This window comes from Priestia abyssalis (assembly GCF_002019595.1).
GTDB lineage: Bacteria > Bacillota > Bacilli > Bacillales > Bacillaceae_H > Bacillus_BA > Bacillus_BA abyssalis.
Genome location: NZ_KV917369.1, coordinates 2,372,657 through 2,387,855, shown reverse-complemented (window position 1 = coordinate 2,387,855; position 15,199 = coordinate 2,372,657). Strand labels below are relative to the sequence as shown.

The following is a 15,199-nucleotide window of genomic DNA, read 5'->3' as shown; positions in this document are numbered from 1 at the left end:
ACGTAACGTAACCTGCAAGCATTTTTTAGGAGGAATTGTTCCCATGACTTATTTTTCAACAGGAGAGGTTTCAAAAAAACTAAATCTTTCACTACGAACCCTTCGCTATTATGACCAAATCGGGCTGGTGGAACCTGCAATGAAAGAGGATAACGGAAAGCGATATTATACCCCTGAAAATATGTTGCTGCTAGAAAAGGTTCTACTACTAAAAGCTACTTCCATGTCGTTAGAGGATATCAAAAAAATTATTAGCCGGATCACCATTCAAAAAACTCTTGCCGTACATAAAGATCAGCTTGAACATGATATCAAACTGTTACAACAATCACTAGATTATACCAATACACTTTTGAACACGATAAAACTGGAAGGTGATATTCATTGGGATCAGTTATTGCCACTCCTCTCAGAAGAAGATCAATCCTTGAAACAGCAAAGAAAGCAGAAGGTAATGGAAAAATTATTCAACGAAGAGGAGCGAGCAGCGTTAGCCGAACAACTTCCAAAAATGGAGAGCGACCCAGATCAAATGGCGAAGTGGATTAATTTGATTAAGCGAATCGAGATATGCTTAGAGGAAAGGAAAAAACCTGACTCTCGAGAAGGTCGATTGATTGCACAGGATACACTGCTTTTATCCAATGAAACTTTTATGGGAAATACAGCATTAGTCAACAAGTTCTGGGAAGCGCGTAAATCAGAAGAAATTTCTGCTAATTTGAATTTGTATCCAGTTAACAAAGAAGTAATACTTTTCATGGAAGAAGCCATTCTTCATTATGAAAAAGAATAACCCCAAAAAGAATTTCGTCGAGTAATTGCTCAGAAGTCCACTGGAAAATGTAGTCGTCTATTAATAAAGACGCCTTCTTTAAGAAGAGCGCCCGATTACATAATAAGTAAAGTAATATTTCTTTATCCGCCTATTTAAAACAAAAGATTATAATTTAGGTGATTTATAAGTTTTCAATGTTTTCCACCAACGTGTAGTACCCACCTTCTGCTCCTTCAATTAGATGTTTAATCCTGTTTAGGTGTTCCGAGAAGTCAGTTTTTTCTAACCAACTTTTATGAAATTCAATACTCTCAAAGGTAGTTATCATAATTGCCTTGTTACTATCGACAGAACGATGCCAGCGACTACTAATCCAACCAGGAACACCTTTACCCTTAAAGTTAAGTAATTCTTCAGCTTGGATAGTAACCAATTCATCTAGTTTGCCTGGTTTCGCAGTAAATACATTAATCCACACTATTGATTTACTAGATTTCATTTAAATAACCTCCTTGAATATGAACCTCCCCCATCTATCGCTTCTCGCTTGAGGTGGGGGTTTCTTGTCGATCCCCTCGAAATTAGAGGCTGGACGATGTCCATAGGTGTACACGACACCCTCGTCTTTCTCAAGGACTGACGCTCCCATACGGAAGCAGTGGTCTTGACGCAAGGAGTCTCCCGACTGCTTGCTGCCACCGGAAGCAACAGGGGGAGAGCTCCGAATTAGGAGGCACCTCTCCCCGGGGCGATTCTACCCGTCTACTATGCCTATACAGGCTGTAGATACGTGATGCTGGTCACCATCACTTTTAGGAACTTCCCGTGCAGATACTGGGATAAGGTATTCCCCGCACCATGGACGTCCCGATACTGTTCATACCCGCAGACACAGCGATAGTTTCGTGAACGGACTTTGTTCCGTTTCCCGCAAGCAGGGCATGCTTGCGGGGTATAAGGATCGCTGCCGCAACCCCTTTTTTCCAACTCTTGCCACCATTTAAGTACAATTCTTTACATTCTAACGCCTGTGTTTTATTTTTGAAGGAAATTTACTATTTTGTAGTTGGAGTTCCCTGATGGAATACCATTTTCCATTTACCATCGGTTAATTTCCAAATGGAACTTCGTAATGCAAGTTTACTATCGTTTGTCTAAATGTTCGATACGTCGCAAATAGAACATCGGGTGCTAATAATTTAATATTAAAATCTGTTACTGTGAATCGTATGGAACTAGTGGTAGCTATATTTCTAACTGCATCAAGCTGTGCTTTTTTACTATATGTATTTCCAGAGCTTCCAAATTCCAAAAAATCATATGCAAGATGCTCGTCTAATTCTTTATAATCATAACTCATTAATTGCTTTTCAAGATGAAGGATATGTTCTTCAAGTGATGAATGTTCCATCAAACTCTCCCCCTGTATAAAGTCTTTTTTCCCTTATTCTTCAAGAAAGAGCTATTATCCTTGTTAATCCAACCTACCTTCGTTTGTTCAATAAAAAGGCGGCACCCTTTATCGAAGAAATGCCCCTATTAGTCGAACAAGAACTCATTAAATCCACTTAGCAAACCAAGCTACATAATATGCCGCAGGGATAAACAGTAATTGAGCCATAATTGTACCTAAAAATTTAGAACTAATCATCGTCAACGAGTAACTTTTTAAGTAAATATAATCCGTTTGTTTTTTCATTACTCTATCAGCTAATACGGAAGCTTTAGGGTCAATAAATAATGTCAATAAAATAGTTGCGATACCATTTATAATCCCAGATGACATTAATGCCGCCTGAGCATAATCTTTAGGCACTAACATTGATGCGTAAATGGAAGATAGTACCCCAATGGTAAATACAGCAGAAATAATGACATTAATCACAAAGAGTCGCTTTGGAATGGTTTTTAACGCAATTCCCTTTAGATATGTAAATCTTGGTAGCGTAAAACACATAAATATCTTTCTGATACTATTTCGATTCATTTGATTAACAAAAAGTGCAATGATTGAACCACGTTGGTTTGAAAGTTGAACAATGGCTCTTGAAAAGATATTGATGAACGTCGGGAAAAAAAGTATTCCCAATAGTACTCCAATAGAAGTTACCCCAATTAAAATCCTATATTGTTCCTCTATGTAGTGTAATTTGTTTAAGTCAGGTGCTTCTGCAATAAGTTTTGCTGTTAGAGGTTGTTGAATCATCGTAGAAAACCTTGAAATAATTACCAGTGTACTAAACAATGATAATGCAGTTGCAATTAATTTTACTCTTGCTCCTGAAATTCTTATTGAATACGCCAATGTTTCAATCATAGTAATGATCACTAAAAATAGAGATATTATTATAACCTTACCTGTAATTAACTCCATAAAAATCCCCTTAGAAATAATAATAGATGTATTATAATCTAAATCATTTCATTTTGGAATTATTTAGGAAGCACAAGTGTTTTTATTTGCCATTCCTTGTTAAACTCACCTTCCATTTAATTGATTAGTGGCCAAGAAAAATGGACTGCTAAAACAGTTCATCGTTGTTCAATTCTTTCGCCCGTTTGTTGAAGAACAGAAATTTATAATTAGATTTTATTTTTTTGCTTCTCAACTGCTCTTTGTTCTAATTTTTTCACAAAATCATTTTTACCATTACTGTACTCTTCTATATCTTTAGGGAATTGATGAGCAAGGTGCTCCTTCAATTTTCCATATTCAATCACGTCTTCTACAATGCCAACTCCTTCATAACCAGGAACATTTGGTAAAGAAATCCGATGGGAATAAGAACCTCTAATCGGTATTAAATCAGAGGGATTAATCGGCCGAGCTAACATACGCACAAGGACTTCATTATCCTTAGGTGGTTGAATACTTCTATATTCAATCTTTAACACATCTTGGGGATTACCGAATTCATTGAATTTAATACATTTTGCATCCAAAGCAATAAATCTCCTTAAATAAAATTAGATTTATTTAATAATATCATCAATTAACCTGCCTTCGTTAACCTACTCTATTAAATGGCTCGATTGCTGAACAAGAAAAATCCTGCATTTTATACAAGATTTTTAATCAACCTTCTTTCAAATTCACAGTAGCGCTTAGCTTAAATGGTGTTAGGAAGATGCGTAGGGAGTTTATATGATTTTTTACATATAATTTATTTTAGCTGTAGATTTAAGATGGGCTTAATAAAAATAAGTCACTTAGCTTGGAGATCTCTATATTCCCTTTTTTAACTCCATTAAAATAATTATTGACATATTTAATAACTAGCTCGCAATCGTTATTTTCAAAGATATCTGAGACATTCTTGAATGTATATTGAAGAGAGTCAATACCCCTTTTAATTCTTTTTGCGAGCTATATTTTAGCATCGGGAACAATTCAGCCTTAATACGTGAACAATCTTCATACAATTTCATCGTAGCTACTAAATACTAGATAATCATACAAAACACTAATTGCTGCCTTTACTTTCTCACCATCACATATTGTTATTTTTACTTGCTTCACTTAATTTTTAGCATCAAACCTTGATTTAAACTTCTCTGCAATACTTTTTTCTTGTTTTTGAGCTAACTCAGCTCCACTCTGAATAATGCTTTCGCCATATCTTAACTTTAATGTGTCTAATGCTTTATGCAGCGGCGCCTTCTTTTCAACTTCTTTTGCTTCTTCCTCATAACCAAACAAATCCAATTGCTTTGTTGACTCCTTTTGATCCATAACATGATGGGCTGAAATCCCTAGTAACCGAACACTATCCCCTTCCCAATGTTTCTTGAACAGGTGTACGGCACTGTTTAAAAGGTCAGCTGCATCGGAAACAGGATTTAGAAGGGTTCGGCTCCTCGTAATCGTTGTAAAATCACTGTAGCGAATCGTAATTTGAATGTTATAAGTCACAACTTTTTTTGACTTCATTCTCCTGCTTACCGATTCAGCCAGTTTTTCTAACGTCCCTATTAGAATTCGTTCCTCTGAAGTATTTCTTTCAAGAGTTGTACTATTACCTATCGTTTTGAATTCGAGAACTGAATTGGGGTCAACAGGACGATGATCAATCCCATTTGCCCACTCCCTTAAAATGGCACCATGCTTTCCAAGTAAATCCTTTATTCTCTTTTCATTTGCCTTTGCTAAATCGCCAATGGTCATGATCCCGATTTCATTCAACTTCTCTGCTGTCTTTTTGCCGCAGCCATGTAATCCTTGTACGGGCATAGGCCATAAAATTTTAGGAATGTCTCTTTTTCTGAATACTGTAATTCCTTTCGGTTTCTTATAATCGCTCGCCATTTTACTAAGGACTTTGGAAGTCGAGATTCCTAGAGAAACAGGAATTTTAAAAAGAGTCAATATCTCCTTTTGTATCAACTCAGCAATTTCCAAAGGTGTCCCAAGTCCTCTTTTCCAAGCATCACTAATATCTAAATATGCCTCATCAATGCTAGTTGGCTCAACTAGGGGAGTAATTTGAGCTAAGTAGTCAAAGATTTTAGCAGATGTTTCCCTATAAAGGGCAAAATTAGGCTCTCTCACAATTAAGTCAGGACATTTTTGACGAGCTTTCCACAACGGCATGGTAGTGTAAATTCCAAAGTTTTCACGAGCCACATAATTAGCTGCTACAATCAGTCCGCTTCTTTTCAAGTTTCCCGCCACTACCACAGGTTTCCCTTCCAAGCTGGGGTCCTGAGCGATTTCACAGCTTGCAAAATAACTATTACAATCGACATGTAAAATGACCCTTCCCTTCCGGGGATACATTGATTTCATCTTATCACCTTAAATCAAATAAGTTTCTTTATTTAATAGTACATATGTTTCACTTTCTTCGCAATGAAACGATTTTGCAAGGTTTGATCATGAAAACAAATTAGAAGAACATAAAAACGCTCTGCCCCATCACAATGAACTAATTAATGCCCCTCGGCCATAATGAACTGCAGGTTTACTTCCCATTAGAGCAGGATAAATAAAAATGAAAAGAACTATTTGAGCAGATATGGTTTAATCAACTCGCGGTTGCTTCATTAATGAAAAAAGGAGGCGGCAACTTTGTTTAAGGCATTCAAAAAGAATTTCAGTAAACCAGAGGGAATTTACGGCGTCATTACCGGTAAAATCATGGCGTGGGAAAATAAAGAGATTAACGAATGGACCCTCGCTCACTTAAACATTCAATCCGGCGACCATGTGTTAGAGGTCGGATTCGGACCGGGCTACAGCATTGAACATATGATGAAAAACTATCTATCTTTGAATGTAGATGGAGTGGATGTTTCTGAAACGATGAAAACCCAAGCGGAAAAGCGCCTTGAAAAACAGAGCAGGGAGGGAAATGTCCAATTGTTTCTAGGAGATATTGAAAAAGTTCATTTACCGAGCGGGACATATGATAAAGTGTTGTCTGTCAATAATTACACCATTTGGAATAAACCAAGAAAAGGTCTTCAAAACTTGTATGATGCGATGAAGCCCGGCGGAAAAATCGCGATTACAATGCAGCCACGTGAAGACGATGCAAGCGCTAATAAAACCCGGATGTTCGGTAAACAAATCCACGATGATTTGCAAGCATGCGACTTCAACAATATTAATCTATACTTTAAAGATATCCATCCGGAACTGACCGTTTGTGTAACGGCCTTCAAACCAAGGAGATAAGTAAAAGGAGGGGAAGTGGACCACTCATCCACCTCCCCTCCTTTATGACGATTTGCCCTGCATTAATAAATCCTTATACGACCATCTCTTTTCTTTCTGCCGGAGCGACCGAAATGCCGGTTGTTTCCTCAAAATCGTAGAGATTTGTCGGCAAATCCGTAAAGCGTTCAAGCTCGTTATAAGCCGGAATACCGTGGTAAGACATATCAAGCCCTTCTTCTTCTTCGCGTTCACTTACACGCAGCCCTACTGTTTTTTCCGCTACCTTTGCCATAAATAATCCGCCTAATAATCCCCATACGGCGACCACAGCCGCTCCGAGCACTTGAACGGCTAATAGGGAAACAGATCCAGTCGTAAAAAGCCCTTCTGAAACATCGAATAATCCAACCGCAATCGTGCCAAATACGCCATTGAATCCATGAACCGCCACTGCTCCTACCGGGTCATCAATTCTAATGTTATCGATTAATACGGTCGCATATATGACAATGATACCAGCGACAGCACCGATGATAAGAGCACTCCATTGTGAGACGAACGCACACCCCGCTGTAATGGCGACCAATCCGGACAATACACCATTAATCGTCATACTCGGGTCGGCTTTTCCGAACTTTTTCATACTGATTAATAAGGCCGCCATTCCCCCGCTTGCCGCCGCGAGCATCGTGTTAAGGGCAACAGGAGCGAGCGATGCACTTGACGCATCCAATGTGCTTCCAGCGTTAAAACCAAACCAGCCAAACCATAAAATGAATGCTCCCGAAGAAGCGAGAGGAATATTACTCGGTGCAAATACATTGGCACTGCCGTCAGAGTTAAATCTGCCTTTGCGCGGACCAAGCACTTTTGCCATCGCAAGAGCGGCAAATCCTCCCATGGCATGAATGACGGCAGAACCGGCAAAATCCTTCATACCCATTTTGGCGAGCCACCCGTCCGCATTCCAAATCCAGTGTCCCGATAAAGGATAAATAACCATGGTAATAAGAGCAGCTGTTAACATATAAGCTTTAAAATTCATCCGTTCCGCGACCGCTCCTGAAATAATGGAAATACAAGCAATGGCGAAGCCCATTTGAAACAGTACGAATGCGGCACTCGGAAGCGGTATGCCAAGGTCAATTTTTTCCGGGTTCCCAAATAAAGTAGTACCGATTAATCCAAATGAGTCACTTCCAAACATAACCCCAAATCCCACGAGCCAAAATGCCAATGCCCCAATTGTCAAGTCAACAAAAATTTTCATCGTCACATTGACTGCGTTTTTCGTACGGACAAGCCCTGCCTCCAGTAAGCTGAATCCGCCTTCCATAAATAATACCATCGCAGCTGCGATCACAATCCATACCGTATTTAAATAGATTAGTTCCATCAGTTTCACCTCGCTGTGTTTGTTAAATCATCAATACTTTCATCCGGTAAACCAGTGCGAATATTATAAGCTTCCAAAATCGGATACACATAAATTTTGCCGTCACCATCTTCTCCGGTTTGGGCCGATGCAATCAGCGTTTTGATCGTTTGGTCCACCATATGGTCAGAAAGAACAATTTCCAGCTTCACTTTCGGATGCAGCGTCACTTTGTAATTCCGCCCCCGGTACACTCCTTCAGCATCTCTTTGTTTTCCCCTTCCCACGACTTGCGATACCGTAAAACCAGTGATCCCTATACTTTTTAACCCTTTGATTGTATCTGTTAACCGTTGTGGTCTAATAATCGCTTCAATTTTTTTCATTATCTATAACCCACCTTTAATGTTAGGTTTTCTAACATGATATGTTATTTATTATATCCATATATGTGATATTGTCAATTTATTTTCTGAATATTTATGATAAATTTTTTCGCCATTCTTTTCATTTATGGCAGCAACAAGGTATGATAAAGAACGAAGTGTTCATAAGGAAGAATGTTATCGAGAGGAGAAAAAACTATCATGACTGAAAAATGGTATGAAACGAAACCATATACGACCGCATGGTCAACAGAAATCACATCCATCAAAGAACAGGAGGATTATGTTCTCGTCACATTGAGAGAAACCGCTTTTTATCCGGAAGGAGGAGGACAGCCTTCTGACTACGGAACCATTAACGGTATGAACGTGTTGGACGTCTTCGAACAAGATGATGAAGTATACCACAAACTGCAGCATGCTCCTGATCAAAAAGAAGCAACCTGCCAAATAGACTGGGCACGGAGGCTCGACCATATGCAGCACCATACCGGACAACATTTGTTATCGGCGGTCTGTATCGAGTTGTATGACGCACATACAGTAAGCTTTCATTTAGGAACAGATACGGTGACGATTGATTTAGCCGTCCCTTCTTTATCAGATGAACAACTGGCTCATATCGAGCAGCGGGTGAATGAATGCGTTTATCAAAACAAAGAAATTCGCACGTACTATGTAACAAAAGAAAACGTACATACTATACCGCTCCGGAAACTTCCGGATGTCGGGGATCATATTCGCATTGTCGAAATCAGCGGCATCGATTATTCCGCTTGCTGTGGAACCCATGTCAGTCGTACAGGAGAAATTGGAATCATCAAGTTGTTGAAAACGGAAAAGCAGCGCGGAAACACAAGGCTTCATTTTAAATGCGGGCTTCGAGCCCTTATGGATTATCAATTGGCACACACTACCCTTTCGACTCTTGCCGGCAAATTCAGTACAGGCCGTCACCAACTAATTGAACGAATCGAAAAGCTTGAGCAGGAACAAAAGCAGCTTCAAAAAGAAATCGACCTGCTGCAGACAGAAAAGGCCGCCTATGTCGCAAATGAATTGATTGCAAACAGCAATAAAGGGATCGTGACCTACGTTTCAGACGATCAGCCGACGAAAGCCTTACAGCTGGTGATTAAATCCATCACAGAAAAAGGCGACTATATCGTTCTATTCGCTAGTATGATTGAAAACAAAATCATACTGGCACATAACGGCTTCTCTTCTGTTCACTGCGGACAGCTGTTTAAGGAACAACTGGCCGCTTTCAACGGAAAAGGCGGCGGAAATGCAAATCAGGCTCAAGCTGGCTTTTCCACAAAAGAAGAGATGGAGAATTTCTTATCCTTTTTACAACGAACAATCAACTAAAGCGCTGCGGCTAAAAAAGTGGATATCACCACCATGACTGCCTGATTTTTTAAAGGAAACTTCCATCAGCGGAGGTGTTCCTTCATCCTCCACTGATAGTTAGTTAAGCCCGCACGATGCGGGATAAACGATTAATAAAACAAAAAATTAGCACCGACTCAAAATAATAGACAAATACCCAAACCCCTCCAGCATACATATAAACAAGACAAGCTTATGTATGATGGAGGGGTTTATGATGAAAATTGTGTATATCCAAAAGAAATGGTTCATCTTATTTGCCGTCTGTATCGGTCTTTCGGCAGGCGCCTGGTATATGGCGAAACCATCTGCCGTTCAAACCGTCACACCAACCACTGCAAACGAGTTCGTCATTAATATGGTGACAGGCGAATTTAAATCCACAACTGAAGACGGAAAAGAAATTGAAGCATACCGCTGGGACCCGGGAACCATTTACATCCCAAAAGATCAGCCGGTAAAATTGAGCATTTATGGAGTAAACGGAAAAGAACACCCTTTTCATATTGAAGGCACAAATATTAAAGGTACTGTCAAAAAGGGCACAGAAACAGTCCTTGACCTGCGCTTTTCGAAAGAAGGCATTTACCGATTGATTTGCGATATCCATACAGATATCGCGCATAATGGTCCGATGATTGCTTATATCGTTGTTGATTAAATGATTTGGGATAAATAACTGGACAATAACCAAATAGTCGCTTTATAACAAACAAGCATTGCCATGATACAGATGGCAATGCTTGTTTGTTATAAAGCCCTCTCCGCTTATAGGCTTTGTCTACAGAGGCTGTCTCATAAGCCTCTAAATAAATCACAAAAATTGATTTTTACTGCTCATTTTTTCCATTTTTTATTTACATACATGTGCTGGAAGAAATCCGGGTATGATAAAATGCAGCAAAATGATACGAGGAGGAAAAAATATGAGCTTAGAATGGTTTTATCGGATGGAAAATGCGGTTCGCTTAAGCCTTCCCGACCTTTGTGAGGAGTTTGATGATTTTCAAATATTGTTTGATACAGACACGACGCTCAATCATCCCGCTTTTATTTTTTCCGTTGAAACGGTCGATACAGAAGATCAATTTTGCATTATCCATTTTGATTCTATTCATCAGGAATTTTACGCGTTTCATTACGATGAGGAATCCGACCTTGAATCAAAGCTTCTGTTTGCTAATTTAGATCAAATGCTTATATTCATTCATACTTCTTTCCATGAGTTCATCGGAGATTATGACGATGACATAGACTATGACGACGATGTCGATGAGATGGATGAAACAGAGTGTGACGACGAGATAGAGGAATACGATTCTGAGGCAGACGATGAATACGAGGAAATGGAGTTCATCGGCGGCGATATGGAAGAAGATCTGGAAAATATCGAGTGGCTTACAAACGATAAACACCTTCACATCGAAGACCATACAGTCAATCAAGAAGCACAATATATGATTCACTTGAAACTTGGACGCACTCTCGATACAGGAGAAGGCGTTTTATTCCGAAATACGATTACGAAGCAGGACGGGGAAGAAGCGGAAGAATCCATTCTCTTTTATTTCAAAGAAGAGGAAGCTTCTTATATTGTAGATTTAGTAAACGAGTATTTAAACCATTCATAGAAGGATGAAAGAGCGGAGAACTTTTCCGCTCTTTCATCCTTCTACTTTTTGCTGATTTTTGATACTCGAATTCTTTCAGAACCAAAATCATACACATAAGACACCCATTCTTCTAACTCTACAAGTGCAAGCTTCGGCCCTGACGTCACTTGGGCCCCCAGATCGATTCCCATCCGCGCCCCATCAAATATCACCGTATTGGCCGGCGTGTGGCCGTGCACGGTGATTTTCCCTTCCGTTTCGCTTAAAAGAGCTTCTTTTTGAATTGAATAGAATACTTTACGTTGCAGCCATAGATGTTCTCGATTTTGTCGTTCCGTTTTATACGGAAGCAAAAAGCCGGCATGGGCATACACAAATTTTTCATCTTCAAATGTGAGCGGCAATCGATGGACCCATTGAACGGCTTTCCCCGCTCCTTCTTCATAAAACGCCTCATTGATGCTGTCAGCCGCTTGTTTTCCTCCAAAATGAACCCACATATCGTCTACTCCAGCCAAATACCACAACATCATCTCTTCATGATTTCCGATGGTAACGTGTATGTGTTTATAGGTTTCTTGTAATTCCTTTAACTCTTTTACTACCTTTCCGCTTTCAGGACCCCGATTGATCATATCACCCACGACGACAAGCTGATCTTGACCCGGATGAAACTTTACATACTCCAGCAGCTTCATCATTTCATAATAGCTGCCGTGTATATCGCTAATTGCAAATCTCCTCAACTAAAACGCCCTCTTTTTCAACTATTAATTTCTTTGACTCCAAAAAGGAAATTTCCTAAAAACCGTTCAATTTATTTCCTTGGCAAGCGCAAAAGACGATAAATACTTACAAAACCCGCTCTTCTCGTTTCGTCAAGCGCCGTCGAATATTCCGCTTTTTCATATGAATGAATATGCGCTATAGAAATATAACGGAAATTGGTTCTTTTTTATTTTACCTTCCCTCTAACATTCATGCCAATTTTGAGGAAATGAATAGTACTTGCATTTGTGGAAATATTGATTCATACTCACACGAAAAAAGACCAGCCAAAACGGCCAGTCTTTCCCTTCTTCCTTTGTACCATCATTATTTATGCAGTATCCGGATGTTTTAAACAAACGTTTGTTTAAAATTTCGTGTTAACTTATCAAGGCTTTTTTCAATTGATAGACCCATGATTCATATTTCTTCCGTAGAAGATTTCATCCATTTCCATTTTTAATCTTTCCGTAATTTCTGCTACTTCTCCTGAATTCAGTTTCTCTTTCGTATAGCCAAATAGATAATTATTTAAATCAAATTCTTTCAGCTTGCATTTCGTATGAAAAATGTTTTCGGGATAAACATTTACATCAATCATGTCAAACATGTTTTTTATATCCTCTGGAATGTAATTTTGGATGGAGCTAATGTCATGATCGATAAATAGCTTATGACCGTTTATATCTCTTGTAAATCCTCGAACTCGGTAATCAATCGTCATAATGTCCGTATCAAACGAATGAATCAAATAATTCAGCGCCTTCAGCGGCGAAATTTCCCCGCATGTAGACACATCAATATCGGCTCGGAACGTACTGATCCCTTCATCAGGGTGATATTCCGGATATGTATGAACCGTTATATGACTCTTATCCAGCTGCATAACAACCGATCCAGGAAGAGGTCCCGGCGATTCTTCGAACGATTCGGTCGGGACTTCGACAACCGGCCCCTCTGAAACAAGCATCGTCACACTTGCTCCTTGGGGGACATAATCTTGTTTAGCTATATTCAATACATGCGCTCCGATAATATCAGACACCGTTTTTAAGATTTTGGTCAATCTCTCTGCACTATACTGTTCATCGATATATTCGATATACGCTTCGCGTTCTTCTTTTGTTTTTGTATAACAAACATCATACATATTAAAACTTAATGATTTTGTAAGGTTATTAAAGCCATGCAAAGTGATACGCTGTTCTGGCGTCAGTTTCATGATTTCTTTCCCCTCTTTCTTTTATGTTCAACGTCTTGTGATATTTGATCCTACCAAAGTTAACTTCCATTTGACATCGACCGATTCCCACTAAAGCATCATCTCATGCTTTCTTAAATATTTTTATAATACCCATTTTTACCGATAAAAAACATTCATAAAAAAACATGGGGTCTCCCTCAAAGGAGACCCCATGTTTTTTATTTAGATTTTCATGATTCCGCCTGTGCTTGCAGAAGTCACAAGCTTAGAATAGCGAGCAAGATACCCTTTTTTCACTTTCGGTTCGAAGCCTTTCCAATTCGCTTTACGCTTCTCCCACTCTTCTTCTGATAGTTGAACGTCCATTGAACGCGTTTCGATATCGATGACGATATGGTCGCCGTTTTCCACAAATGCAAGCGGTCCGCCCTCTGCCGCTTCAGGCGATGCATGGCCGATGGATAATCCGCGGGAAGCACCAGAGAAACGTCCGTCTGTTAATAGAGCAACCTTCGCTCCAAGACCCATTCCCATGATTTGAGAAGTTGGCGCAAGCATTTCGGGCATACCCGGTCCGCCTTTTGGCCCTTCATAACGGATGACAACGACATGTCCTTCTTTTACTTTTCCACCTGCGATTCCTTCCAATGCTTCTTCTTGTGAATCAAATACGATAGCCGGTCCTTCATGGCGAGTGATGCCGCCTTGAACCCCTCCCGTTTTAATGATCGCACCGTCTGGAGCAAGGTTACCGAACAATACGGCCAGTCCGCCTTTTTCAGAGAATGGATTGTCGATGGAGTGGATGACATTGTAATCTTTTACTTCGCAGCCGGCAATGTTTTCACCGAGCGTTTGTCCCGTTACCGTCATCGCATCAAGGTGAAGCGTTCCTTCTTTCTTCGACAACTCATTCAATGCCGCCGATACGCCGCCTGCTTCATGTAAATCTTCAATGTGAACATCGGAAGCCGGAGCCAATTTGGATAAATGCGGTACACGTGCCGCCACTTCATTGATGCGCTCAATCGGGTAATCAATTTCTGCTTCGTGAGCTAATGCCAATGTGTGTAACACTGTGTTTGTCGACCCGCCAAGTGCCATATCCAGCGCGAATGCATTATCAATCGCTTTTTCTGTCACGATATCACGAGGCTTTAAATCCATTTCAATCAATTTCATTAATTGTTTTGCTGACTTTTTCACAAATTCTTTACGCTCAGGTGCAACAGCTAAAATCGTTCCATTACCAGGAAGAGCAATACCAAGAGCTTCTGCTAAACAGTTCATCGAGTTTGCCGTGAACATTCCAGAACAAGATCCGCATGTTGGACAGCCGAACTGCTCTAACTCCTGAAGCCCTTTTTCATCAATTTTACCTGCTTGGTAAGCGCCGACCCCTTCAAATACAGAAGAAAGAGAAATTTTACGTCCATCGCTCGTCACGCCGGCTTTCATTGGACCTCCGCTCACGAAGATAGTTGGAATGTTTAAGCGCATTGCTGCCATCATCATACCAGGCGTGATTTTATCACAGTTCGGAATACAAACCATTCCGTCAAACCAGTGTGCCGAGACAACCGTTTCAACAGAGTCTGCAATGATCTCACGACTTGGCAATGAGTAACGCATACCGATATGCCCCATCGCAATTCCGTCATCGACTCCGATGGTATTCATTTCAAACGGCACGCCGCCCGCTTCGCGAATCGCTTCTTTTACGATTTTTCCAAACTCTTGTAAGTGAACATGGCCTGGTACAATATCAATATATGAATTGACAACCGCAATGAACGGTTTATCAAAATCTTCTTCTTTTACACCGGCAGCACGCAATAAACTGCGATGAGGCGCTCGGTCAAACCCTTTTTTGATCATGTTGCTTCGTAGTTCTGCCACAATGAATCCCTCCGTATTCGTACAAATCAAACTTTCAATTTTTAAAATTGTTGAACTATTTTTAATATAATTATAAATTTAACAAATTTACTATGTGTTTGTAAAGTGATTGATTTAGAAAATGG

Annotated in this window: 16 protein-coding genes and 1 pseudogene; 5 read left to right on the top strand and 12 right to left on the bottom strand. The window is 39.8% G+C overall.

Annotation, left to right across the window (positions count from 1 at the left end):
* The first annotated feature begins 43 nt into the window (after window positions 1-43).
* Complete coding sequence (locus BK575_RS11175; RefSeq protein ID WP_078410437.1) at window positions 44-796, top strand: MerR family transcriptional regulator; 753 nt, start codon at window positions 44-46, stop codon at window positions 794-796.
* Window positions 797-959: 163 nt separating this feature from the next.
* Here the strand turns inward: BK575_RS11175 and BK575_RS11170 are convergent, their stop codons facing one another.
* The 7 genes and pseudogenes from BK575_RS11170 to BK575_RS11145 all read right to left on the bottom strand — a co-directional run bounded on the left by BK575_RS11170 (window position 960) and on the right by BK575_RS11145 (window position 5,564).
* Window positions 960-1,277, bottom strand: a complete 318-nt coding sequence (locus tag BK575_RS11170) for an antibiotic biosynthesis monooxygenase family protein (protein ID WP_078410436.1) — start codon at window positions 1,275-1,277, stop codon at window positions 960-962.
* A 272-nt stretch (window positions 1,278-1,549) separates the two neighbouring features.
* Entirely contained in the window at window positions 1,550-1,765 is a 216-nt protein-coding gene (locus tag BK575_RS11165) for a zinc ribbon domain-containing protein (RefSeq protein ID WP_169907746.1), read from the bottom strand.
* 121 nt (window positions 1,766-1,886) lie between these two features.
* On the bottom strand, window positions 1,887-2,189 hold the full coding sequence (locus BK575_RS11160) for a nuclear transport factor 2 family protein (protein WP_078410434.1): 303 nt from the start codon (window positions 2,187-2,189) through the stop codon (window positions 1,887-1,889).
* Window positions 2,190-2,336: 147 nt separating this feature from the next.
* On the bottom strand, window positions 2,337-3,152 hold the full coding sequence (locus tag BK575_RS11155; RefSeq protein ID WP_078410433.1) for a lipid II flippase Amj family protein: 816 nt from the start codon (window positions 3,150-3,152) through the stop codon (window positions 2,337-2,339).
* Between the two features lie 209 nt (window positions 3,153-3,361).
* Window positions 3,362-3,499, bottom strand: a complete 138-nt coding sequence (locus tag BK575_RS29485) for a GrpB family protein (RefSeq protein ID WP_328589549.1) — start codon at window positions 3,497-3,499, stop codon at window positions 3,362-3,364.
* Window positions 3,497-3,721: pseudogene (locus BK575_RS29020) on the bottom strand (alcohol dehydrogenase catalytic domain-containing protein); the annotation flags it as partial. The pseudogene BK575_RS29020 and the gene BK575_RS29485, both read right to left, overlap by 3 nt.
* A gap of 577 nt (window positions 3,722-4,298) precedes the next feature.
* A complete protein-coding gene (locus BK575_RS11145; RefSeq protein ID WP_078410431.1) occupies window positions 4,299-5,564 on the bottom strand; it encodes a DNA polymerase IV in 1,266 nt (421 codons plus the stop codon).
* 282 nt (window positions 5,565-5,846) lie between these two features.
* On the opposite strand from BK575_RS11145, the gene BK575_RS11140 reads away from it, so the two are divergent.
* Window positions 5,847-6,455: a class I SAM-dependent methyltransferase gene (locus tag BK575_RS11140; protein ID WP_235867367.1), complete on the top strand. Its 609-nt coding sequence runs from the start codon at window positions 5,847-5,849 to the stop codon at window positions 6,453-6,455.
* 73 nt (window positions 6,456-6,528) lie between these two features.
* On the opposite strand, the gene BK575_RS11135 is transcribed toward BK575_RS11140, so the two are convergent.
* A complete protein-coding gene (locus BK575_RS11135; RefSeq protein ID WP_078410430.1) occupies window positions 6,529-7,833 on the bottom strand; it encodes an ammonium transporter in 1,305 nt (434 codons plus the stop codon).
* Between the two features lie 5 nt (window positions 7,834-7,838).
* Window positions 7,839-8,198, bottom strand: a complete 360-nt coding sequence (locus tag BK575_RS11130) for a P-II family nitrogen regulator (protein WP_078410429.1) — start codon at window positions 8,196-8,198, stop codon at window positions 7,839-7,841.
* Window positions 8,199-8,399: 201 nt separating this feature from the next.
* Between BK575_RS11130 and BK575_RS11125 the strand changes: the two genes are divergently transcribed.
* The 3 genes from BK575_RS11125 to BK575_RS11115 all read left to right on the top strand — a co-directional run bounded on the left by BK575_RS11125 (window position 8,400) and on the right by BK575_RS11115 (window position 11,221).
* Complete coding sequence (locus BK575_RS11125; RefSeq protein ID WP_078410428.1) at window positions 8,400-9,569, top strand: alanyl-tRNA editing protein; 1,170 nt, start codon at window positions 8,400-8,402, stop codon at window positions 9,567-9,569.
* 238 nt (window positions 9,570-9,807) lie between these two features.
* Window positions 9,808-10,251 (top strand): cupredoxin domain-containing protein, encoded by a 444-nt coding sequence (locus BK575_RS11120; protein WP_078410427.1) that lies wholly within the window; start codon window positions 9,808-9,810, stop codon window positions 10,249-10,251.
* Window positions 10,252-10,516: 265 nt separating this feature from the next.
* The gene (locus BK575_RS11115; protein WP_078410426.1) at window positions 10,517-11,221 is read left to right on the top strand and encodes a hypothetical protein; all 705 of its coding nucleotides are present in this window, start codon (window positions 10,517-10,519) and stop codon (window positions 11,219-11,221) included.
* A 41-nt stretch (window positions 11,222-11,262) separates the two neighbouring features.
* Here BK575_RS11115 and BK575_RS11110 read toward each other — a convergent pair whose 3' ends face one another.
* From BK575_RS11110 to ilvD, 3 genes are all read right to left on the bottom strand, one after another.
* Window positions 11,263-11,949: a metallophosphoesterase gene (locus BK575_RS11110; protein ID WP_078410425.1), complete on the bottom strand. Its 687-nt coding sequence runs from the start codon at window positions 11,947-11,949 to the stop codon at window positions 11,263-11,265.
* Window positions 11,950-12,371: 422 nt separating this feature from the next.
* A complete protein-coding gene (speD, locus tag BK575_RS11105; protein WP_078410424.1) occupies window positions 12,372-13,193 on the bottom strand; it encodes an adenosylmethionine decarboxylase in 822 nt (273 codons plus the stop codon).
* A 204-nt stretch (window positions 13,194-13,397) separates the two neighbouring features.
* Window positions 13,398-15,074 (bottom strand): dihydroxy-acid dehydratase, encoded by a 1,677-nt coding sequence (gene ilvD / locus BK575_RS11100; protein WP_078410423.1) that lies wholly within the window; start codon window positions 15,072-15,074, stop codon window positions 13,398-13,400.
* Between the last annotated feature and the right edge of the window lie 125 nt (window positions 15,075-15,199).